Below are 22392 nucleotides of genomic sequence, written 5' to 3' on the forward strand. Positions count from 1 at the left end.
AATCCCCCTATCAGAAGTTGACACTGAAAGTATCAATTTCTGATAGGGATCAGAGGCCGGTGAGGTTGTAACGGCGGATTTTATCCTTGAAGGTGTTGTAACTGACTCCCAGCAACCGGGCGGCCTGTTGCTTTTTCCCGTCGGTGGCCGCCAATGCCTGGATGATGGCCCATTTTTCCAGTTCCACCAGGTCGAGAGACGATGGCAGTAAGTCAGGGACTATGGGGCTGGTGGCCTGGCCGATGAGGGGCTTGAGACCAGCGTCGGAGATGGGGTTTCCCGCCATGAACAGGGCCCTGCGCATGAGTTGCTTGAGCTGACGCAGGTTGCCGGGCCATTGCTGCTGCTGGAGCAGTTCTTCAGCCTCTGTTGTCATGCTGGGGCAGTGACGTCCGAATTCATCTGCAGCAACGGCCAGGAAGAAACGGGCGAGAAGCGGGATGTCGGATCGACGTTCACGAAGGGGGGGTAGCGTCACTTCGACGTCTTTGAGCCGCTCGAGCAGCTCCTGGCTGAACGTTCCTGCCTGCGCCAGTTTATCCAGATTGGCGCCGGTAACCGTGATCACGCGCAGATTGCACGCAACCGGCCTGATGGAACCATTTGGCACGAACATGCCGTCTTCGAGCAGATTGAACAGTCTTTGCTGCAGTTGCAACGGCAGTCGTTCCGGCCCGTCAAGCAGCAGCGTGCCTCCATCCGCCTCGGAAAGCAGCTCCGTGGCGCCGGAGGATGGTCTGCCCCGTCCCTTGGCTTCGCCAAAGAGCTCCTTCTCCAACTGCTCCGGAGTTCGTGCCAGGCAGTCGACCGCAAGAAACGGTTGGGTTTTGCGTTTGCTCAAGGCATGAACTTTTGCGGCCAGAAAGTTTTTGCCTGTTCCGGGCTCTCCGAGGAGCATCACTGAAAGGTCTGTATCGGCAACCCGCTGCAGTTGTTCGGCAATGGGACGCATGATGGAGCCTTCTCCCAGCAGGCCGTTAGAGATTGCGGCCTCGGAGCGCAGACGGGCTATTTCTCGCCGGTTGACGCAGGGAAGGCTCGCCAGTCTGATGGCATGTTGCAGTTTCTCCAGATCGATCGGCTTGCTGACATAGGCCGCAACTCCCAATTCGATAGCTTTCAGAAGATGGTCTGTTTCGTGGAGGGCTGTGCAGAGGACAACGGGGAGATCGGGAAGTTCGGTCTTGAGCAGCGATGCAAGGGTCAAGCCGTCCATTGCCGGCATCCGGATATCGCTGACTACCACGTCGGGGCACTCAGCCCTGATCATGCGCATGGCCTCTTTCCCGTCACAGGCACTCAATACTCGTGAAAAATGCATGCGCAGAGCGAACACGACCTGTTCCCTCAGCACCGGCTCATCTTCAACATACAGGATTGTCACATCGGTCAGTTCGCCCATATCACGCCTCTTCTGCCGCGGGGAGGATGATAGTGAAATCCGTCTCACCCGGTTCACTGGAAAAGGACATTTTACCCCCCATGCTATCCTCGATGATCATGCGGGACATGTAGAGTCCAATTCCTGTTCCTCCTTTTGGTGTAGTACGGCTCGAAAATCCGGCCCTTGCTCTCGGGGGCAATCCCGCATCCATTGTCCCGCACCAGAATCTCGATGGAATTGTGTCGTTTAATGACTACTATCATGATTTCTCCCGCAACGGCAGGTTCGACGGACTGGCGCTCCCTGATCGCGTCGCGGGCATTCGACAGCAGATTGACGATCACCTGGGTGAATTCATTGGGAAAACCTGAGATCGCCGCGGGTCCGTGATCCTGCTCCAGAACATGGGAACTGATGCGGATGCCTGAGATCTGGGGCTCCATGATGCTGACGGCTTTCTTGATCTGCGCGACGGCATCCAGGGCCTCCTTCTGCTTGTCCGGTCGGAAAAACCTGCGAAACGTATCTATCGTTTCCGACATCTGGTGGATCTGCTTCATCGCGGTTTCGACCGAGCTGTCCAGATAGGCCTGGTTCAGTTGTGACGAGTGCCAAGCGTTTCTGATGTTCTGCACGATCATGCCCACGGTGGACAGTGGCTGGCGCCACTGGTGGGCAACGGCCGCCAGCATGTCTCCCATTGCCGCAAGTCGGGCATGGTTGGCCAGCAGGCGCTCTCGCTCGAGCCGTCGTGTCGTTTCTGATTCCACCCGCTCTTGCAGGGTGTGGTTCAGTTCCCGCAGATTTTGTTCTGATGCTCGCAGGTTGCGCTCAGCCTCTTTCAGGTCGCTGATGTCGTGCAACTGTACCAACAGGCCGCGACTGACGCCGCCCGATTGCAGCGGCAAACTGGAAATGCTCCAGTGGTGGCCGGCATCGGCTGTGTCGGCCGCGTACGAATTTCTCGGCACAGTGGTCGGCTGAGCTAGATGGGTTTCCAGTTCGGGGATACGAGTCAGGATAACCCGGCAGATGTCGGCGAGATCATGATCCGGTTTGTCGCCGGCAAGGATCCGTGCAGAATTGTTGCAGTCCGCCAATGCCCCGTGAATGTCGAACACCAGCACTGGATCCCCGAGTTGCGCAAATAGCGCGGTCCGGGCCAGCGGGGCGATGTCAAGCAGGCGATACCGAAAAATGGCCACCACATAGAGGGAGCCCGAGATAAACAGGCTGGAGGTGGTCATGGAGAAGCCTTTGACCGGTGTTATGGCCAGCAACTCGACGAGGATCGGTAGGGCCGTGGCGGCAATGAGCAGCGCAAACCGGAGGCCCTGGCCGCGCGGGGAGCGCCTCAAAGCTTGACCGAACAGTACGATGGCAACGATGTTGGCGAAGATGACGTAGAGTTGGTGTATCGGGAAGTACGGTCCATTTTCAAATCCGAGCAATAGCAGGGGGCCGCTGGAGTAGAGATACATATCATGACGGAAGATCAGGTGAAATTCGTTGGTCCAGACCAGGAGTAGAGAGAGTGCCGGGACAACACAGATCAAAGCCAACCGGCGTCGCGTCAACCAGTCACTGCGGCCGATCGATTCGAGGGCCAGCGCGATTACTGACGGGGCTATCAGGCACACGAAAGTGACTCCCATCTGGAAGAACCGTATCTTCAGGGAGAGCGATGTGGCGGCGGTATTGAGGGCGTACGCACATGACCATCCTGCCATGCCGATCATGAGAAAGAATAGCGGCTGCGCTGCCGGCAGCCGTCTGTTGCGCCATGAATAGGCGGCAAGCACGGCATTCACGAGAAAGGAAAGGATGGGCAGAATCAGGTAGGGGCTGATGTAAAAGGGCATGATGGAATAGTAGGTAGAATCGATCAGATGTTCAATGAATTTTAAGGTGCGACAACGCCCGGCTCAATGCCGGGATGCTGGCATCGGGAGACTTCTTCAGATTCTACCACGTGACATGGATATCGCACGTTAAGGCCGAGAAGAAGTGCGGACACGGTGGGGAGACGCAGGAGTTACCGAGGATGTTGGTGCGCTGCCGGCGCGAGTATGAAATATATGTCGGAGAGAGCAAGGGAGTTTGCGGCCTGTTTTGCCGCAGGATCGGGTACCTGCGTGAAGGCTCATGCATTCCGCCACGCGTGCGGCGAAGGGCACCCGTCAGGCCCCGAACGTGATCAAGGGATTAGGAAGTTGTCCTAATCCCTTGATCAAAAGTGGTGGAGACGAAGGGGATCGAACCCTCGACCTATGCGTTGCGAACGCATCGCTCTCCCAGCTGAGCTACGTCCCCGGAGGAATTGTGTGCGAAGCGATAGTATATAACCCAATCCGTTGGAGTTGAAAACTAAAAAATCAGGGTGACGTGGGGAGAACTACCGTGAAGAGGGCGCCTCCTTCGGGTCGGTTTTCGACTTCGATCCGTCCGCCGTGGTTGGTAATGATCCGGTGCACGATGGCGAGGCCGAGACCGGTCCCTTTTTCCTTGGTGGTAAAGAAGGGGGTGAAGATCGAGTGACGGACATCGGGGGCGATGCCGCTGCCGGTGTCGCCCACCTTGACGGATACGGCCCGCTTGCCGTCGATCCGTGCCAGGCCGGTTTCGATGGTGAGAACCCCCTGCGGTTCCATGACATCCAGGGCGTTGCTTATCAGGTTGGTGAAGACGTGACGGAGCTGCTGGCAATCGCCCAGCAGGGTCGGCAAGCGGGAGGCGAAGCGCTTGTCAACGACAATCTCCCTCTGTTCCAGAGGGACGGCCATGGTTGCCAGCCCGTCTTCGATGATCTGGTTGATGCCGCAGCGGGTATAGCAGATGGTGGTTTTTCGCGAGAAAAAGAGGATGTCACTCAGCATTTTTTCCAGATGCTGCACCTCGCGCCCGATGACATCGGCGTAAAGCCACTCCTCTGACTCGGGGGTGAATTTCCTTTTGAGCCTGCCGGCAAAGCCTCCCACTGAAACGAGAGGATTCTTGATCTCGTGAGCGATGCTGGCCGCCATCCGGCCGATGGCCGCCAGTTTTTCCTCTTGAAGGAGTCGCTCCTTGGCGTCCTGAAGGTTGCGGTTCGTTTCTTCGAGCCGATGGAAAAGGATCGAGTTTTCGATGGCCATTCCGGCCTGGCCGGAAACCAGGTGGAGGATGCCGAGATCGTCGCCGGCCAGGGGGCGGTCCGTGAGACGGTTGTCGACGACAATGGCGCCGACAACGCGGTCTTGGGACACGAGGGGAGCGACTGCATAGGACGATGTGCCGAACTGTTTCGTGAGGGTCCGGTCAACCGGCTGTTCCTGGTCGGGATGCTGCACGTGGAGCAGGGTGCGCTCCAGAACAGCCCGGGATATCTGGTTGAGGGACGCATCAAGGGGGAGGCGGGTGGCCTTGACGACGGAGTCGAAGTCGGCGTTCCGGACGGGGAACCGTCGCTTTGTCCTTGGCTCGGACGGCGCGTTGCTGTCGGTCTGCCGTGCTGACGTGATGCCCATCATCCCCTGGAGAATGCCGGCGCGCTCATTGAGCAGAAAGAGCATGGCCCGATCGAACAGTGGCGGCTGGTCGGACGTGAGGGCTGTCAGCAGCAGGTGGATGAGCCGGTTGAGCTCAATGGTCGACAGCATGACCCCATTGATGCGGTTGAGGAAGGAGAGTTCCCTGATACGCTTTTCCACCGATTCAAGCTGACGCTTGCAGCGCATTACGCCGGCAGCTTCGATGAGGACTACGGCGAGCATGTCCCGGTCGTCGTCGGTCAGGGGCGCGTCATGGGCGAACCCCAGGGCGAGGACCCCCAGAGACTGTCCCTGGCAGCTGACTGGAAAGGCAGCGATGGTTCGTTCATTGCCCGTTACGACTTCATCGGGATGGCATCCCGCGCAGTCCTGCCGGATCGGCTTGCCGCTTGAGGCGCACAGCCCGGCAATGCCGCGTCCGCCGGGAATACGGCAGTCTCTGCTGCAGATGTCGGAGAAGGCGCTGGATATTTTGCGGACGATAACACGGCCGTCGCCGTCCAGAAGATAGAATGTGGCGGAAAGGGCTCCGAACGCCTCGGCAATGAGAAGGGCAAGGGTCTTGAGCCGTTCATCATGGGAGCGCTCGGTCGCGTTGGCGATCCGAATGGCGCTGCTCAGTATGGTGTAGGGATCGTGAACAGCCATCCAAGACTCCGCGGGAAGGGGGCGAGGGGGAGAAGTGGTCAGGGATGTTTTTCTTTTCTTTCCTGCTCCATCTTGCAGTCGATGCAGAGGGTGGTGACGGGGCGTGCCTTGAGGCGTCCCTCGCCGATTTCCTCGCCGCACACTTCGCAGGTCCCGAAGGTGCCGTCGTCGATGCGCTCGAGGGCCTCTCTGATTTTGTTGATGAGTTTGCGCTCCCGGTCTCTGATTCGCAGCTCGAAGTTGCGGTCCGACTCCTGGGTGGCCCGGTCGTTGGGGTCGGGAAACGGCGTGCTGTCTGAAGTCATCTCGGAGACGGTCTTGCCTGCCTCATCGAGGAGGGTCCGCATCTCTTCGTTGAGTATGGTTCTGAAGTATTCAAGCTTCTCGCTTTCCATTCACCGAATCTCCTTTATGTATAACTGCTGTAAATAGTAAGAGAAACGGCTAATCAAGTAAAGGAAAAAAGCGCGTCGGATCAGTCAGAAGAGCTGTTCCAGCGCTTCATCCAGGGATTTCACTCCCACAACGTTCATGCCGGGAACATCGCCGACCTGTCGGACGCTGCCGGCGGGGATAACCGCCCGTGTGAAGCCCAGCTTGGCGGCCTCGCGGACCCGTGTCTCCGCCTGGGTAATGGCGCGGACTTCCCCCGCAAGGCCCACCTCGCCGACAATGACCGTGTGGGGATCGATTATTTTGTCCAAGTGGCTTGATGCGAGGGCCGCCACCATGCCCAGGTCGATGGCCGGCTCGCTGAGCCGTGCGCCGCCGGCGGCGTTCAGGAAGATGTCCTGCCCCGACAGGTGGAGGCCGACTTTTTTGTCGAGCACGGCTACCAGGAGCGCGAGGCGGTTATGGTCAACCCCGAGAGTGGTGCGGCGTGGAACGCCCAGGGATGAGGGGGTGACCAGTGCCTGCAGTTCCACCAGCAGCGGTCGGCTCCCCTCGATGGTGGTGACGACGGCGGACCCCGAAACGCCGAGCGGCCGTTCGGCCAGGAAGAGCTCCGAGGGGTTTCTCACTTCGCTGAGGCCGCCCTCTTTCATCTCGAATACACCGATTTCATTGGTTGAGCCGAAGCGGTTCTTGACGGCCCTGAGAATCCTGAAGGCATGCCCCGGGTCCCCTTCGAAGTAGAGCACCGTGTCGACCATGTGCTCCAGCACCCGTGGGCCCGCCAGGGAGCCGTCCTTGGTCACGTGTCCCACAAGGAGGGTGGGGATGCCGTTGCGCTTGGCCAGCTCCATGAGCCTGCCGGCGCACTCGCGCACCTGGCTGACGCTGCCGGGCGCCGATTCGAGGTTCGCGCTGAAAACGGTCTGGATGGAGTCGATCACAAGGGCCCGGGGGGCGAGAGCGGTAACTTGGGACAGGATGAGTTCGAGGGAGGTCTCGGCGAGGACGAGCAGTTCACGTGCTCCGATGCCCAGGCGTTCGCCGCGCATTTTTGTTTGTCGCGCCGATTCCTCTCCCGATACGTAGAGAACCGGTCCCGCGGTCCGCGCAAGGTGGTCCATGACTTGCAAAAGAATGGTGGATTTGCCGATGCCGGGGTCGCCGCCGATGAGCACCAGGGAGCCGGAGACGAGACCACCGCCCAGTACCCGGTCGAATTCGGAGATGCCGCACGACAGGCGTGTTTCCGCCTCGCTGGCCACATCACAGATGGGGACCGGGCGGGTGGCTGCGGGCAGGGAGGCGGCACCCTTTCGTCCGCCGCCGGTGACTTCCTCGACAAAACTGTTCCAGGCGGCGCAGTCGGGGCATTTCCCAAGCCATTTGGCCGATTGGTAGCCGCATTTCTGGCAGGCATAACGGGTTACGGTTTTCACGGGGTGTCCTCGTCTCGGGAGTGAGCGGATACTACCGCCTTGACACTCGGCTGTCAATCGACCGTCGGCATTAGGTGAAGTCTGTGAGTTTGACACCTGTTTGTCGCGTACGTTACTATCACATGCGATCGCTTTTCGACCCGGAGGGGGAATGGGAGCAAACGGAGGGAACGCAACGGGCAGGCCTGCGGCAGGAGGCGGGCAGTACGGGATCGTGCTGGCTGAACTCTATCGGGCGCTGAAGGCCCTGACGTTTTATCCTGAGGGGCATCCTCAGCGCGCCGAAGTCCTGGCACGGGCCCATGCCGCGCTCCGGGGAATCCTCTGGGGAACAGAGCTCGTGTTCGTCATCGGTAAGAACGGTTTCACCGCCTCGGAGGGCGGGGCTTTTGTGGAGCCGACAGCAATGACCCAGGCCCTTGCGCGGGAGCTGTTCATCCGACGGGTAAAGCGGCTCACGATCCTGCCCGACGTCGGCGAGGCCGACCTGTCCTTGTTTCTCACCCTTTTATCCATGGACCATCGCGACGTCCACGAGGCGGGAGGGATAGAGGCGCTTATGGCCCAACTCGGCCTGACGACCATCTGGGTCAACGAAGTGGACCTTGACGAAATCCGGCGCAAGCGGGCGGTCGTCGAGCAAACCCGTTCTGCTGCGGCCCATGACGGCACCTCTGACAATGTATTGTCTGCCATCGAAAAGGTGGCGGACCAGGACGGGACACCCGAAGAGGGCAGGGACGCGGCAGGACTGCAGGAAGAGGATCGGTTGGAGGCGGAAGCCATACTCGGCCGTATGGAGCGGGAAACCAGCGACGATCGGTACCGGGAGCTCGCCCGCCTGTTGTCGGCCCGTTGCGCGGAACTCGGCGACCGGGGTGAGTTCGAGCGGATTCTGTGGGTGTTGGTGAACCTGCACCGGCATGCGAAGAGTGAAGCGGCGAGCGCCGCGCGGCGGGGGTATGCCCTTCTTGCCTTCGAGAAGGCGGCCGGGGGGCCCATGCTCCCGTTTCTCGTAGGGCGCCTGGAGGAGCGCGGGGAGGAGCGGGAGACCCTCGTCGACCTGTTCCGGGAGATTGGCGAACCAGCGGTTGCGCTGCTGGTTGAACGCCTCACGCTGGCAGAGAGCAGGAATGCCCGGAAGCTGATCATCGATGCACTCGTGGCAATCGGTGCGGAGTCGGTGGCTCTTCTGACCGAGCATCTTGTCGACCGTCGCTGGTACGTGGTGCGGAACGCGGCGGTCATCCTCGGCGAGATCGGCGATCCTGCAAGCGCCGAACCCCTGCGGGCCTGTTTAGTTCATACGGACGTAAGGGTACGCCGGGAGGCGCTCAGGAGCCTCGTCAAGATCGGCGGTGAACAGGCAGAGGACGCGATTATCGGCCTGCTCGCAGCGGAGGATAATCTGACGAAGCGTCATGCCGTGATCTCGCTTGGTCTCCTGAAGAGCCGCCGCGCGGTGGAGCCTCTTTGTGCTCTCATCGAACGCCGCGATCCCTTTAAAAAATCGCTTGCCTTCAAGAGGGACGTCATCCAGTCCCTCGGCCGGATCGGAGACCGCCGGGCGGTGCCGTCTCTGCTCCGGCTGCTGGAGCATCGGCCCTGGTTCGGCCGACGCCGTTGGGACGACGTCCGGATGGCGGTGGTAACCACCTTGGCCCAGATCGGTGACCCGGCCGCTCTGGGACTGCTGGATTCGCTGGCAGCGAAAGGCGGCATGCTTGCGGCGGCCAGTGCCGATGCAGCAGAAGACATCCGCCGTCGAGGGGGGGTCGTTAATGATTAAACTTGCTCAGCCTCAGGCTCAGCGGCTCGTTCTTCTTCTGGCGGGCGCCGTGCGTTCGGTCTTGCTCTACCCCGGCTCCCATCCGGCGGTGGTCCAGCAGTTCGCCCATCTGGGCTCCCATGTGACAGAGCTTCTCCGGGCGTATCCCGAGGTCCGCATCGGCATCATTGACGGGGTCCTTTTTTGCGAAAACCATCTGTTCTTCACGCCGACCGCCGCCGAGGAGGAGCTTGCCGCCCTGCTTACCAATCGTCACGTGGAAGCAGTCGCTTTCAGGGCCGGTTTGACCCCGCTGGAGCTCGAGCGTTTCGTGGAACTGCTGACCCGGCGTGAACTCTTGGGAGAGCAGCTCGTGGCCGAAGTGAAGCGGGCTGGAATTGCTGCCATTTCGGTGGAGCTCTGCGGCAGCGGCGCCACCGAGGATCATTCCCAGGGGGATGATGAGTATGATCCGGGCACGACCTATCGCGAGGCGCTGGATGTGGTGACCGGGCTGTTCAGTGAGGTGGAAAAGGGTCGTATTCCGAGTTCCGACAAGCTGCGCGGGGTTGTCGACCGCATGGCGACCATGATCATGCAGGATCGTGCCACGCTGCTCGGTCTTGCCATGATCAAGGATTACGACAACTACACCTTTTGTCATAGCGTCAACGTCGGGATTCTCTCCATGTCGCTCGGCGCCGCCGCGGGGCTTCAGCGGGACGAGCTGGGAGAGCTCGGCATGGCCGGATTTCTTCACGATGTGGGGAAAACCCGGGTGGAGATAACAATCCTCAACAAGCCCGGTCGGCTTTCCTCTGACGAGTACGAGCGCATGAAAATGCATTCGGAAGAGGGGGCCCGGATTGTGGGCGAGATGCCAGGGGTGGGGGAGCGGATTGCCCGGGCGGTGCTCGGCCATCATATCCGTTTCGACCGTGCCGGCTATCCCGAGTCGGCCCGCGCTTTGGCCTTTGACCGGTTTTGCGACATCATCGCCGTTGCCGACTGCTATGATGCCATCACAACCCTGCGGGTCTACAAGTCGCCCCTCAATCCCAAGGACGCCCTCCTGAAGCTCAGGAGCCTCGCCGGCAGCCACCTGGACAGCGGCCTCGTGCAGGCGTTCACCGAGATGATGGGACGTTATCCCGTGGGAACACTTGTGCGCCTCGATACCAATGAAGTGGCCGTGGTCTTCCGTCCCGACCCCAATGGGGGGGAGCGCCCGGTGGTAAAAGTCGTGGCGGACCCGGCGGGCCGGCTGCTGGATCCGGCACACATGAAGAACCTGGCACGGGAGACGGGCACGCGCATTGTTTCGGTCGTTGATCCGCTGATGACCGCAATTGACGTCAACCGCTATCTCGGCTGACCTTTGTAATCACTCGAAGGGGAGGGTGCCCAAGGCTTCGGCCGCTGCTGCACGGGTCGCCGGATGGGGGGAGGAGAGGAGCGCGAGGAGTTTCCCCTCATGGTCTGCTGAGCCGATGTTGCCGACCGCTCGGGCCGCCTCGGCATCGAGGAAGCCGTCCCGGGCGTCAAGGAACGGCAGGATAAGGCGAATGGCCTCCGTGGTCCGGTACCTGCCCAGAGCCTCGATGGCTTTGGCCTGAACCGCAGCCGACGGCTCGCGCAGGCATTCGGCGAGCAGAGGGAAGGCCTGGGGGGTGGCCAGGGTGCCGAGGACGTCGATGGCGGCGATCCGGATGTCCTCCTCCGGTCGCATGGCGCAGTACATGAGAGGAGTAAGCACTCGTTCGCCCCCGATCCTTCCCAGGGCATAGATGGCTCGTATCTTGGCGCCGCGATTCCCTTTTTTCAGCTGCTCGATAACCTCGGCAAAGCTGCCTGCACCCTCGATCCGCTCGATGGCCCTGGCCGCCGCTTCGCGAACCTCTTCGGCGGGGTCCTTCAGGAGAGCAATAAGTTCTTCGCGTCGTGTCATTGAAACCTGTGCCTTCATGTCAGGGGCATTAGTACCAGAGTTGGAACAACTGAGCAATTGATATTATACCCGAGAATGGTGCTGTGCAAGGCCGTGGATTCCCGGGTCCCGGAAGGATAAACTCTATGAAACTGAACATCAAGGCTGCGCTTCTCTCGGCGTTCGTGCTCCCCGGCCTCGGTCAGCTCAAAAACGGCCGGAGGGCCAAGGGAGGAGTACTGCTTCTGCTGTCCAATGTGTTTCTTATCGGGGCTGTTTTCGTGGTCCTCAGAGGATTGGGGCCGGTGCTCGTCAAGGCGAAGATTACCGGGGTCGTCGATGCCAATGCCGTTGCTGAAACGATGGCGTCAGGGGGGGCGGTTGCCATGGGGCTGCTCGCCTTTTTTGCCGCCGTCTGGTGCTATGCCGTCGTCGACGCCCTGTTCGACCGGGGCGACGAAACGGATGCGGACGGTTAATTGCTTTGACATTTGATCGTGAAATGTGAGATATTTCGAGGAATTATCAAGTAGCCCCGGCGGGGGGTTCCGTGTTTCACGGGGAGCGGAGAGTCTCATGTTTCATTCAATCGTCCTTGCCACCGGCGGCCAGGTTCCCGAGCGGGTGGTCCCCAATTCCCATTTCTCATACCTGGTCGACGACGCCGACACGTGGATCCAGTCCCGAACCGGCATTCGGGAGCGCCGGTTCGCCGCTCCAGACGAGGCCACGTCCGATCTGGCCACTGCCGCGGCCCTCAAGGCCCTTGACCGTGCCGGCATGGGGGCAGGGGAGCTCGACTGCCTCATCGTGGCCACGTCCACGCCCGACATGTGCCTGCCGGCCACGGCATGCATGGTCCAGAAAAATATCGGTGCCGTGAATGCCTTTGCCTTCGATATGAATGCAGTCTGCAGCGGGTTCGTCTTCGGGCTGGAAACGGCAGACAACTTCATCCGGTCCGGCAAATACGAACGGGTCATGGTGATCGGCGCCGACACCTACTCGAAGATTCTCGATTTTCAGGACCAGACCACCTGCCCCCTGTTCGGTGACGGGGCCGGCGCGGTTATTCTGGGAAGGACCACCGAGCGCACCGGTATCCTCCAGAGTGTCATCCGGAGCGACGGCAGCGGCTGGGAACTGATTCAGGTGCCCTCGTCGGGGTCCCGCAAGCCGGTGACCGCCGAGACCATCGCCCTGAGGGAAAATTCCTTCCGCATGGCTGGGAAGCAGGTCTTTATCTTCGCCACCGACGTAATTCCTCAGATTATCGAGGAAGTGACGACAAAAGCCGGGGTGGCGGTGACCGATCTGGACCACATAATTCCGCACCAGGCCAATTATCGGATCATCGACTTCATTTCCCGCAAGACCGGTATTCCCAAAGAACGTTTTCTTCTAAACCTGGATCGCTACGGTAACACGGCCGCTGCGTCGGTTGGGCTCGCGCTGGACGAATACCTGCGCAATGGCACCATCAAGCCGGGGGAACTCGTTCTCATGATGGGGTTCGGCGGCGGGCTTTCCTGGGGGGGGATCCTCATCAGGGCCTGACCCCGGCAACGCCCTCCCCCACGGTGAGTACGGTGAGCCCCGCGCCGCGCAGCATCTCTTCCAGCATGGCGGCGGGGACCCGCCGCTTCCATCCCTCGTGGAACCGGTCGGCCGCCACAATGAGTCCGCCCGGAGCCAGGCGGGCCGCAAGTCGTGCGATCGTGCGCTCAAGCGTCTGCCGGTCGTGGATGAACGGTCCTCCCAGAATACCGTTACAGAGAATCACGTCCCAGGCCCCTCCTGTCGCCTCCCTGATATCCTCGCGCACGAACCCGATGGACGTCGCCGCTCCTGCGGCGAGAAGCGGCGCGGCAAAGCTCCGCAGGACTTCCCCGCGCCGTTGATCGTGGGGGAAAAATGCGTGGCGGGCCGCAAAGAGCTCGATCTCTTCGAGGGAGCTGCCGAGCACGCGGAAGCGGTCCGGCGCAACGCCCATCCCCATCAGGAGACGAGCCAGGGCGTAAGTCCCTTCACCGCAACCGCAAGCAGCATCGAGCACGGAGAAGATACCCCCTTCCGGGGTGCCCCGCTGTCTTATCCATCGCTTCAGAAAGGCGGTCTGGTCCGGGTAGCGGTCGAAGCCGCCACCGTAGTGGCGGGGGATGAAGAGGGAAAATACGAAGCTCGTGCGCCTCGCGCCATCCCCGGCCAACTGTTCAAGAAGTCGGGCCGGGTTCCCCCGGGCTGCGGAGACGTCGAGCCGTTCGAGCAGGTCGAGCCACGAGCAGGCGGTTGTCAGTGGGGTCGCTTCCAGAAGGGGGGGGAACCGGAGCGTCAGTCTGAAAAGCCGGGAAAATGCCGGCAGTATTTCCGCGAGGGGCAGAAGAAGATCGGTCAGGGCACGCATCTCCCGCGTGACCACGAGCCCGCTGTCCCACATGCCGAAGGGATAGATGCCGCAGTAGATGCGGAACCGTTCCCGGAGACGGGCGATGCGCCGGTCGAGGTCGGCGTCGACGATAGGGCCTGAGACGAGAAGCCGTGATAGTTCGTTTGAGGTCTCGGCCGGATCGAAACAAGGGTGGAGCGGGGTGTGGTGCGGGCTCATGGTCGGGAGATTCTAGCCGGCCCTGACGTGTCTGTCCAGCGCACGAGGGATGCCTGAGGTGATAATGCTGCAACGGCTGTGGACATTCATTCTAGTGACGGCATGGTGCCTCGTGCCGCCGTTCACCAAAAACGGCAGCCCCTGTGCCGGGACTGCCGCATCTGTCGGTTCACGTGGTCCGGGGGGCGTGCAGAGGGACTTGGCACCACTGGCCCGCTTCCTTTCCTGCCCCGAGTCGGGGGTCGACCACAACGGTGAGCTGTCGCTCTTTATCCCCCACTGTCCGGCCCTGGCCGGACCGTTGTTGTTGTTCCGTCTCAAGCGGACCGGCTTCTCCCTGTGCCGTGCCCTGATCCGTGAGGGAGGTATCCTGCTCTCGGCGCGCCGTTGATCACCCACCCAGACGGGCGATCTCCGAACCGATCTGGGTGAGGGGAAGCACCGTGTCTGCGACGCCCCCCTCGATGCAGGCCCGCGGCATGCCGTAGATGGTGGAGGTGGCCTCGTCCTGGACGATGGTGATGCCACCCTTGCTTTTCAAGTGCTTCATCCCCTTGAATCCGTCGCTCCCCATGCCCGTAAGGATCACTCCCAGGGCCGATCCGTTGGTGGCGTCAGCCAGGGTGGTCATCATGTGGTCCACCGACGGAATGTAGATGTACTGGGGGCACTCGGCGGTGGAGAGCGTCCGAACCACGATCGAGTTTCCCTGGCGGGCCAGCGCCATGTGACGACCGCCCGGGGCAACGAGGACCACGCCGGGCTGGATGATGTCGCCATCATTCGCCTCCTTGATCTGGAGGGAACACTTGCTGTTGAGTCGTTCGGCGTAGGGCCCCGTGAATGCCTTGGGCATGTGGATGGCCACCACGATGCCATGGGGGTAGTTGCCGGGGATGCGGCCCAGGACCTCCTGGAGCGCCACCGGGCCGCCGGTGGAGGCGCCAATGCCCACGTAGTGGAACTTGCCGGCCAATGCCTGCGAGGGGCGCGGAGCGGGCTGCACCTGCCGGGGGGGAGCGATGATCGCCCGGGGGGCCGATGTGGTCATCGGCCGGCCGAAGATAGAGCTGGCGGCTCCCTTGACCTTGCGCAGCAACTCTTCCCGGAAGACTCGCTGGGCATCGGCGCTGTCGGTCACGTTTTTCGGAATGTAGTCGATGGCGCCTGCATCGAGGGCGTCAAAGGTGGCCTTGGCTCCCTCGCAGGTGAGGGTTGAGACCATCAGGACCCGTGTCGGGCACTTGGCCATGACCTGTTTGAGGGCGGAGATCCCGTCCAGCCGTGGCATCTCGATGTCCATGGTGATCAGGTCCGGTTTCAGGGCCAGGGCTTTTTCAACCCCTTCCATCCCATCAACGGCTATGCCGACCACCTCGATCGCCGGGTCCTTTTCGAGTACGCTCCGGATCACCATCCTCATGAAAGAAGAATCGTCGACGACCAGGACTCGCAGTTTTCGTGTCTGATTCTGAAGCATGCACAATCACCCGTTCTTGAAGATATTACCTACCAACTCACTGATTTCTTCCACCCGGTCATCCAGTTCGTAGCAGAACCGCTCAATGTCGAGCTCGGAGAGCCGCGAGCCGGGGCCCTGGAGCATTCCCCACGCCGGTTCATCGGCCAGGGAAAAGCTTACCCAGGCTTTGCCGCCGTAGTCAAGCTGGCGCACGTTGCAGAAGAGATCGGCCAGATTGACGATGGCGGTGAGCCGGGGGGCATTTTTCGCCTCCTGGGGGGCGTGATGGTGGGCGATCACCTCGCAGTAATCATCGGGGAAGCGCCACGCCCGGGCGATGCAAAGCCCGATCTCGCAGTGGGTCGTTCCAAGGAATTCCTCCTCGGCCTCGACGAGCTTGTGGGGCTTGTCGCTGATGGAGTCGACGATCTTCTGGAACTCATCCCGCATGTAATAGCTGAGGAATACCTCGCCGATGTCGTGGATGATCCCTCCGATGTATGCTTTTTCCGTATCGTGGTATCCCACCTTTTCCGCGATCAGCCGGGCCACGATGCCGACGCCGAAGGAGTGCTCCCAGAACGGTTTGACGCCGAGGACGCCATCTTTTCCCTCGGAGCACTGGATGATGGAGCAGGTGAGGATGAACTCCCGGATATGCCGCAGCCCCAGATAGACCAGAGCCCCCTTGAGGGAGGTGATCTCGGTGGCCGGACGATAGAGGGGCGAGTTCACCATCTTGAGAACCCTGGCGGCCATGACCTGGTCGGTCAGAACCAGCTCGGCCACATCATCCACATCGACTTCTGGCTCGTCCAGGAGTGAAAGGACCTGAATGGCGACAGCGGGGATGGTGGGAAGATCGATCATCCCGCCGAGCAGTGCGGCCGCCTTTTCCATTTTGCTCGTTTCCACAGGTTCCGTACCACCTTTCATTTTTTGTAGGCAAATCCCCCGGGGAAATGAACCGTCTTGAACTTATCGTTCACGCCATGCAGGGATTCTGACTGCCCGACAAAGAAATAGCCATAGGGCTGGAGGTTGTTGTAGAAGTGTTGAACCACCTTTGTCTTGGATGCCAGGTCGAAATAGATCAGTACATTCGCGCAGAAAATGAAGTCAAAGCTCTTCATGAAGACCATTTTCGAGTCTTCGTAAAGATTCAGGTGAGAGAAAGAGACGAGCTTCTTCACATCGGGCGACAGGAGAAATCTTCCGCCCGTTTCTTCCCGGAAATATTTCTTGAGGTAAAAATCGGGGGTGTTGCGAACCGAGTAGGAATTATATATCCCTTCTCGAGCCTGAGCCAGGACCGATTCGCTGATGTCCGTACCGACGATTTCGATGATCCAATCCTTGAGGATCGTCGAGCGCTTTTCCAGCAGCATCATGGCCATGGTGTAGGCCTCTTCGCCCGATGATGAGCCTGCGCTCCAGATGCGGATTTTACGGAAGCCGATTTTCCCCTTGGTGGCGACGATCTCGGGGAGGAATACGTTTTCCAGGGCCTTGAGCTGGGGAGGGTTGCGGAAGAAGCAGGTCTCGTTGGTGGTGATCTCGTTGAGCAGCTTGGTCAGTTCTTCGGCCTTGCCTACCCCCCCCTTGAGGTGCCCCAGGTATCCGTGGATATCCGAGCATTTCGTCGCCTCGAGACGCCGGGCAATGCGGCTTTCCAGAAAGTACTTCTTGCTGGCGTGAAAATACATGCCGCAGTGGTTGTATATGAAATCTCTTAGTATTTCGAAATCCTTGTCCGAGAGTTTCACGGTGGTCCCTTCGTGCGTTCGGTTAGTTTGGAGTCCGGCTCGTTGTCCGCTCAGGCTGCGACACGTCCGCCGCCGCTCCCGTCACTGTTCTCGATAAGTCCGGCCGGGTCAATGATGAGAGTCACCCGCCCATCACCCAGGATGGTGGAGCCGGCGATGCCCGGCAGGTTCGCCAGATACTTGCCCAGGGACTTGATGGCCACTTCCTGCTGGCCGAGAAGCCGCGACACGACGAGTCCCACCCGCTTCTCGGCAACTCCAACGACAACCACGTAGCATGAGGACCGATTCCGTTCGCCGGGGGCGATGTTGAATATCCGCTGCAGCCGCATGAGAGGGAGAACCGAATCGCGCAGCTTGAGAACTTCCTGGCCGCCGATGGTGTGGAATTCCTTTTCGTCAACCCTGAGGGTTTCGAGGACCGCGGCCAGGGGGAGCGAATAGGTCTCATCCTCGACCTCAACCAGGAGCGATTGGATGATGGCCAGGGTCAGGGGGAGCTTGAGGATGAACTCCGAGCCCCGCCCGAGTTCGCTTCTGATGTCGATGATGCCGTTGAGCTTCTTGATGTTGGTACGGACCACGTCCATACCGACGCCGCGCCCCGACAGGTCGGTTGCTTTTTCCTTGGTGGAGAAGCCCGGCAGGAAGATCAGGTCCAGCAGTTCGCGCTGCCCCATGGCAGCCAGTTGCTCGTCGGTGACGAGCCCCTTCTCTTTGGCCTTGCGGGCCACCTTGTCGGTGTCGACTCCCCGTCCGTCGTCCTTGATGCTGATAACGATCTGGTTCCCCTCGTGGGCCGCGGAGAGGATGAGCGTCCCCTTGCGGGGCTTGCCGGCGGCAACCCGTTCGTCGGGAGTCTCCAGGCCGTGGTCCATGGCGTTGCGGATCAGGTGGATGAGCGGATCGCCGATTTCGTCGACGACCGAGCGGTCAAGTTCCGTTTCCTCGCCCAGCACCGTCAGGTCCACTTCCTTGCCCAGATCACGGGCAAGGTTGCGGACGATGCGGGGAAACTTCTTGAAGACCTTTTCCACCGGGATCATCCGCATCTTGAGAACCTGCATCTGCAGTTCCGACGTGACAAAACTGATCCGCTTGGAAAGCTTGGCGAATTCCTCGCCGAAACTGGAGTCGCCGGAGTCGCCCTGGAAGTCGGTGTTGAGCTGCATCATCCTGTTGCGTTCCAGGACCAGCTCACCTACCTGGTTCATGAGGTCGTCGAGCCGTTTGACGTCGACCCGGACCGTCGAGTTATCCGCGAGATCATCGGCCTTCTTGTCGTCCTTTGCCGGCGCGGGTGCGTTCTGGGGACGCACGGCCGGCGCAGAGGCGGCTTTCTCCGGTGGCGGGGGAGGTGCCGTTTCCGTGGGAGCTGACGCATCCGCCGACTGTTCGCTGGCCGAGGCGGTTTCCTCAGCCGACTGTTCCGCGGGAGCTGAGGTCTCGGGCTGTGCTGCCGGGGCCTTCAGCACGGTCGCTTCCTTGGCGTTTTCCGACAGCAGCGGAATCAGCTTGCTGATGGTGCCGTCGATCTCCCGGTCCACGATGTCGCCGCCCTTGATGTCGGCCACCAGGACCTTCACCAGGTCGACCGCCTCAAGGATGACATCCATGATCTCCGGGGTGACGATCAGCTCGCCGCGGCGCAGACGGTTGAGTACATCCTCCGTCTTGTGGGTTACTTTGACCAGCAGCTCGAACCCCAAGAAGCTCGACGCTCCCTTGACCGTATGGATGGAGCGGAAGATGCCGTTGAGCAGGTCCGCGTCCGACGGCGCCTTTTCCAGCGCAACCAGGTCGTCGTCAAGCTTTTCCAGAAGCTCGGTGGTTTCGGTCAGGAACCCTTCAAGCAGTTCCTGGTCTTCGCATTCAATCGCCATGTGCTGCTCCTCGCGAAAAGAAGTTGCCAGGTAATACGCTTAGTGCTGTCAAATCATCCCGGAAAAGAGCCGGCGCTCGTCCTGGGTGATGAGTTTTTCCAGATCAAGGAAGAAGAGGAGTCGTTCGGTCTGGTTGATGACGCCGGACAGACATTCCTGCTCCACGGCGCTGTTGACCACGGCCGGCGGCGGCTGGATCTCGCTCTCGGAGATACGGATGACCTCGGAAACGGCATCGACGACGAACCCCATCAGTTCACCCTCCATGTCCATAACCATGATCCGGGTCTGGCTGCTGTTCTCCCCTTCGGGCAGTCCGAAGCGCTTGCGCATGGAAATGATCGGGATCACCTTGCCCCGCAGGTTGATGACTCCCTCCACATAGTGAGGGGTGTTGGGGACGCGGGTAATGCTCGGCATCCGGATGATTTCTCTCACCTTAAGGACATTTACCCCGTACTCCTCTTCCTCTAGCTTGAAACTCACCAGCTGGATCAATTCGTTCCTGGTCTCATCGACCCTGGTCTGCAGTGCATTCTGCATCGTCATCCTCCTTGGCTCGTCCGCGGCAACGGTTGCGTTTCCTTGAGGGCACCGTTCGGCGTTCATGCAAATTGCGTTCTCTTGGCCCGCCGGCCGGAGAAGGGGAGGTGATCCCGTCCGGCGGGTGCAGTATTCTCATCGGCGCAAGAGTCCATAATTTTAGTATTTTTTTTGTACCCCTCCAAGGGGGGTGGATTTTTACGTGCTCAGCGCATTCGGCCCCTGAATGCGGGGGCGTATTTCGGGAGCAAAAGCCCCGTGAGCGGCGGTGGAAAAAAGTTTTTGGCATGGTCGTCATTTTGTTGACCTTTGTCATAAATATGACTAATATGGGGTCCAGTCGACCGCGTAAGGGTTCGGGCCAAGCTCACGTCATGCCGTCAAGGGGAGAACATGGAGACACCGAGGCTGCTCATTGCCGATGATGACAAGAAAACTCGAGATTTTGTCACGGCGTTTCTGAAGTACAAGGGGTACGATGTCGTCCAGGCCTTTGACGGTCAGGATGCCTTGGAAAAGCTCGAAGTCGAGGATGTCCACCTGGTTATTACCGACCTGATGATGCCACGGGTCAACGGCCTCGAATTCGTCAAGAAATTGAAGGCCATGCGTCCCGGCACGGTGGTCATCGCCTACAGCGCCTTCGGCAACTACGAAATGACCTCAAACCTGCTCAAGGCGGGGGTCTTTTTCTATCTCGAAAAACCGTTCAACCTCGACGAGCTTGAAACCCACGTGAAGCGGGGCCTCGAGCACCAGTCGCTCCAGAGCCAGACCTACCGGAGCAAACCGGCCCTCAAGAGCCGCTCCCTCATCCCCAACATCATCGGTGAAAGCCCCCGGATGCTCTCCCTTTTCGAGCTGATCGAGAAGGTCGCCGAGTCCGACTCCACCGTGCTCATCCAGGGAGAATCGGGGACCGGCAAGGAGTTGGTCGCGCGGGCGGTCCATGACCTGAGCAACCGGAAAAACCGTAACTTCGTGCCGGTCAACTGTGCCGCCATTCCGGACGAGCTGCTGGAAAGCGAACTCTTCGGCCATGTGAAGGGTTCGTTCACCGGAGCCATCGCCACCCGCATCGGCCGGTTCGAGATGGCTGACAAAGGGACCCTGTTCCTCGACGAAATCGGCGATATGAAGCCCAACCTGCAAGTAAAGCTCCTGCGGGTGCTGCAGAACAGAGAACTGGAGCCGGTGGGGGCAACCCGTTCCAAGAAGGTGGATGTGCGCATTATCGCCGCCACCAACCAGAACCTGGAAAAGCTCGTGGCGTCCAAGCAGTTCCGGGAAGACCTCTTCTACCGGATCTCGGTCATCCCCATCTTCATCCCGCCCCTGAGGGATCGCAGGGAGGACATCCCCCTTCTGGTCAACACCACTGCTGTCCCATAGTTTCTAAAGCAGCACCAGTTGTGGCGAAGCCTCTACTTTCGGTGGTTTGAATAGGCTTTCAAGGTCTCGCCGCTCGAACAAATTCAGCTGTAATAACCGTAATATCTGCTGCATCGACGATCCGATCTTTGACAGAAACGTCAAGTATGCCAGTACCAGATACACGCACAGGGCAATCCAGATCTGTGTGAGTACGGCATTCTCCGAGGTGCCGAGGAAGGTCTTGATCTTCAGGTTCTGTTTGATCCACTTGAAGAACAGTTCGATCTTCCAGCGCTCTTTGTAGAGATCCGCCACGATTGCTGCTTTCAGGTGATGCGCATTGGTCACGAAGCGGTAATCGTTGCCGTCATCGGCGATGAACTGGACAAGCCGCAGTTTGTCCTTCATCCCTTTGAGCCGAATCTCCTGGTCAAGAATGACGCCCGTTGCTTTCCTGCCGGGACGCTTCTTGAAGTATTCCACCAAGGCGTTCTCTTTCAGCCGGGTTACGAAGAAGATGCCGTTGGTCGTTAGTTGCTGCCACCAGTCGTAATCGGTGAAGCCCCGGTCAAAGACGGCCAGTGAACCGGCAGGCAGTTGTAGCATCCTGGCCCAGGACATCTCGTGCTTCTTGCCTTCGGTCACATCGATGAACTCAGGCAGATAGCCGTCAGCATCAAGACCGACATGCATCTTTATGGCACCCTTCTTCTGCCGGTAGGTGGCCCAAGGGAACGCCTCCAGACAGAGATTGATGGTGGTGGCATCCAGCAGATAGACTTTTTCATCGATCTTGAAGCGATGACTGGGTGCAACTGCCTTGCATCGATGCAGCATTTTGTAAAAGAGCTCTTTGTACAACTCATGCGGCTGTTCATCGTTCACTCTGGCCAAGGTGGTACGGGAAACCGTCTTCATGCCCAGATGATAGAGCTTGTGGCCTTGGGCCTTGAGGTTTTCCACGATATCCCGCAGACTTTTTCTGCCGGAAAGTTGACAAACCATCATCGCCATGAACTGCGACCAACGGTTAAAAGAACGAAACTTCTGCCCGATGTGATGCTTGCGGGCAAGGGATTCAAATTCATGTCTCTTGAAAAAACCGACAACTTGGTTAAGGACTGTGTTACAATGTGCCACGGCTCTGATCTCCTTGTTAATATTGGTGTTTTGGCGAACTCAATATATCACAAGTAGCTCTCAGGGCCTCTCTTTATTCAGTTAAACTATGGGACAGCAGTGGGTCAACACCTTCCTCGACCGCTTCAACCGCAACAAGAAGAGCAAGGTAAAGGGCATCGACGCCGACGCCATGGAGATACTCTGCGGCTACGACTGGCCCGGCAACGTGCGCGAGCTGGAAAACCTGGTGGAACGGCTCGTCATCCTCAAGGGGTTCGGCACTCTCGGGGTCAAGGATCTGCCGGAAAAGTACACCGGTGTTTCGCTGTCCGCACCGTCCGAAACCCTGGCGCTTCCCGATGCGGGTATCTGTCTCAATACCGTTGTTGAAGAGTTTGAGAACAATCTGATTCTGCAGGCTCTCAAGAAGACCGGCGGCAACAAGAAAGAGGCGGCACTGCTGCTCAATCTGAAACGGACTACCCTGATCGAAAAATTAAAAAAGAGAAAGCTCGATGTAATTTCCACGTCTCTTGCATAGACGCGGG

Annotated in this window: 19 protein-coding genes, 1 tRNA gene and 2 pseudogenes; 7 read left to right on the forward strand and 15 right to left on the reverse strand. The window is 59.7% G+C overall.

Going from position 1 to position 22392, the window contains the following annotated elements; all coding sequences use genetic code 11:
- Positions 1-49: 49 nt before the first annotated feature.
- The 7 genes from GS_RS01390 to radA all read right to left on the reverse strand — a co-directional run bounded on the left by GS_RS01390 (position 50) and on the right by radA (position 7394).
- Positions 50-1402, reverse strand: coding sequence for a sigma-54-dependent transcriptional regulator (locus GS_RS01390; protein ID WP_010940953.1), 1353 nt, complete (start codon positions 1400-1402; stop codon positions 50-52).
- A gap of 1 nt (position 1403) precedes the next feature.
- Positions 1404-1511, reverse strand: coding sequence for a hypothetical protein (locus GS_RS17795; protein WP_316445022.1), 108 nt, complete (start codon positions 1509-1511; stop codon positions 1404-1406).
- Positions 1486-3246, reverse strand: coding sequence for a sensor histidine kinase (locus GS_RS01395; RefSeq protein ID WP_235044948.1), 1761 nt, complete (start codon positions 3244-3246; stop codon positions 1486-1488). The genes GS_RS17795 and GS_RS01395 overlap by 26 nt, the downstream gene beginning before the upstream one ends.
- Before the next feature lie 375 nt (positions 3247-3621).
- Positions 3622-3697, reverse strand: a tRNA-Ala gene (locus GS_RS01400).
- Positions 3698-3759: 62 nt separating this feature from the next.
- Positions 3760-5562 (reverse strand): ATP-binding protein, encoded by a 1803-nt coding sequence (locus GS_RS01405; RefSeq protein WP_010940955.1) that lies wholly within the window; start codon positions 5560-5562, stop codon positions 3760-3762.
- A gap of 38 nt (positions 5563-5600) precedes the next feature.
- A complete protein-coding gene (gene dksA / locus GS_RS01410) occupies positions 5601-5957 on the reverse strand; it encodes an RNA polymerase-binding protein DksA (RefSeq protein WP_010940956.1) in 357 nt (118 codons plus the stop codon).
- Between the two features lie 84 nt (positions 5958-6041).
- Entirely contained in the window at positions 6042-7394 is a 1353-nt protein-coding gene (gene radA, locus GS_RS01415; RefSeq protein WP_010940957.1) for a DNA repair protein RadA, read from the reverse strand.
- A 151-nt stretch (positions 7395-7545) separates the two neighbouring features.
- On the opposite strand from radA, the gene GS_RS01420 reads away from it, so the two are divergent.
- Together GS_RS01420 and GS_RS01425 are read left to right on the forward strand one after the other, a co-directional pair.
- Entirely contained in the window at positions 7546-9183 is a 1638-nt protein-coding gene (locus GS_RS01420) for a HEAT repeat domain-containing protein (RefSeq protein ID WP_010940958.1), read from the forward strand.
- Positions 9176-10537 carry an HD-GYP domain-containing protein gene (locus tag GS_RS01425; RefSeq protein ID WP_010940959.1) on the forward strand — a complete coding sequence of 454 codons (1362 nt, stop codon included), beginning with the start codon at positions 9176-9178 and terminating at the stop codon, positions 10535-10537. The genes GS_RS01420 and GS_RS01425 overlap by 8 nt, the downstream gene beginning before the upstream one ends.
- A 9-nt stretch (positions 10538-10546) precedes the next feature.
- Here the strand turns inward: GS_RS01425 and GS_RS01430 are convergent, their stop codons facing one another.
- Positions 10547-11128, reverse strand: a complete 582-nt coding sequence (locus tag GS_RS01430) for a HEAT repeat domain-containing protein (protein ID WP_010940960.1) — start codon at positions 11126-11128, stop codon at positions 10547-10549.
- A 107-nt stretch (positions 11129-11235) separates the two neighbouring features.
- On the opposite strand from GS_RS01430, the gene GS_RS01435 reads away from it, so the two are divergent.
- Both GS_RS01435 and GS_RS01440 read left to right on the forward strand, forming a co-directional pair.
- Positions 11236-11568 (forward strand): hypothetical protein, encoded by a 333-nt coding sequence (locus GS_RS01435; protein ID WP_010940961.1) that lies wholly within the window; start codon positions 11236-11238, stop codon positions 11566-11568.
- A gap of 97 nt (positions 11569-11665) precedes the next feature.
- Complete coding sequence (locus GS_RS01440; RefSeq protein ID WP_010940962.1) at positions 11666-12646, forward strand: beta-ketoacyl-ACP synthase III; 981 nt, start codon at positions 11666-11668, stop codon at positions 12644-12646.
- Here the strand turns inward: GS_RS01440 and GS_RS01445 are convergent.
- Positions 12636-13694, reverse strand: coding sequence for a class I SAM-dependent methyltransferase (locus GS_RS01445; protein WP_010940963.1), 1059 nt, complete (start codon positions 13692-13694; stop codon positions 12636-12638). The genes GS_RS01440 and GS_RS01445 overlap by 11 nt on opposite strands.
- Before the next feature lie 94 nt (positions 13695-13788).
- On the opposite strand from GS_RS01445, the gene GS_RS01450 reads away from it, so the two are divergent.
- Positions 13789-14085: a hypothetical protein gene (locus GS_RS01450; protein WP_235044949.1), complete on the forward strand. Its 297-nt coding sequence runs from the start codon at positions 13789-13791 to the stop codon at positions 14083-14085.
- Here the strand turns inward: GS_RS01450 and GS_RS01455 are convergent, their stop codons facing one another.
- From GS_RS01455 to GS_RS01475, 5 genes are read right to left on the reverse strand one after another with little or no spacing between them, the layout of a single operon-like run.
- The gene (locus GS_RS01455; protein WP_010940965.1) at positions 14086-15174 is read right to left on the reverse strand and encodes a protein-glutamate methylesterase/protein-glutamine glutaminase; all 1089 of its coding nucleotides are present in this window, start codon (positions 15172-15174) and stop codon (positions 14086-14088) included. It abuts the gene before it with no gap.
- A gap of 6 nt (positions 15175-15180) precedes the next feature.
- Positions 15181-16071, reverse strand: coding sequence for an HDOD domain-containing protein (locus GS_RS01460; protein WP_010940966.1), 891 nt, complete (start codon positions 16069-16071; stop codon positions 15181-15183).
- A 17-nt stretch (positions 16072-16088) separates the two neighbouring features.
- Entirely contained in the window at positions 16089-16922 is an 834-nt protein-coding gene (locus tag GS_RS01465) for a CheR family methyltransferase (protein WP_010940967.1), read from the reverse strand.
- Positions 16923-16972: 50 nt separating this feature from the next.
- The gene (locus GS_RS01470) at positions 16973-18805 is read right to left on the reverse strand and encodes a chemotaxis protein CheA (protein ID WP_010940968.1); all 1833 of its coding nucleotides are present in this window, start codon (positions 18803-18805) and stop codon (positions 16973-16975) included.
- A 48-nt stretch (positions 18806-18853) separates the two neighbouring features.
- Entirely contained in the window at positions 18854-19348 is a 495-nt protein-coding gene (locus tag GS_RS01475; RefSeq protein ID WP_010940969.1) for a chemotaxis protein CheW, read from the reverse strand.
- 393 nt (positions 19349-19741) lie between these two features.
- On the opposite strand from GS_RS01475, the pseudogene GS_RS17745 reads away from it, so the two are divergent.
- A pseudogene (locus GS_RS17745) lies at positions 19742-20725 on the forward strand (sigma-54-dependent transcriptional regulator); the annotation flags it as partial.
- 18 nt (positions 20726-20743) lie between these two features.
- Here GS_RS17745 and GS_RS01485 read toward each other — a convergent pair.
- The gene (locus tag GS_RS01485; protein WP_010940926.1) at positions 20744-21862 is read right to left on the reverse strand and encodes an IS4-like element ISGsu1 family transposase; all 1119 of its coding nucleotides are present in this window, start codon (positions 21860-21862) and stop codon (positions 20744-20746) included.
- A 103-nt stretch (positions 21863-21965) separates the two neighbouring features.
- Here GS_RS01485 and GS_RS01490 point away from each other — a divergent pair.
- Positions 21966-22385, forward strand: a pseudogene (locus tag GS_RS01490) (helix-turn-helix domain-containing protein); the annotation flags it as partial.
- Positions 22386-22392: the final 7 nt, after the last annotated feature.

Source organism: Geobacter sulfurreducens PCA (assembly GCF_000007985.2).
Taxonomy (GTDB): domain Bacteria; phylum Desulfobacterota; class Desulfuromonadia; order Geobacterales; family Geobacteraceae; genus Geobacter; species Geobacter sulfurreducens.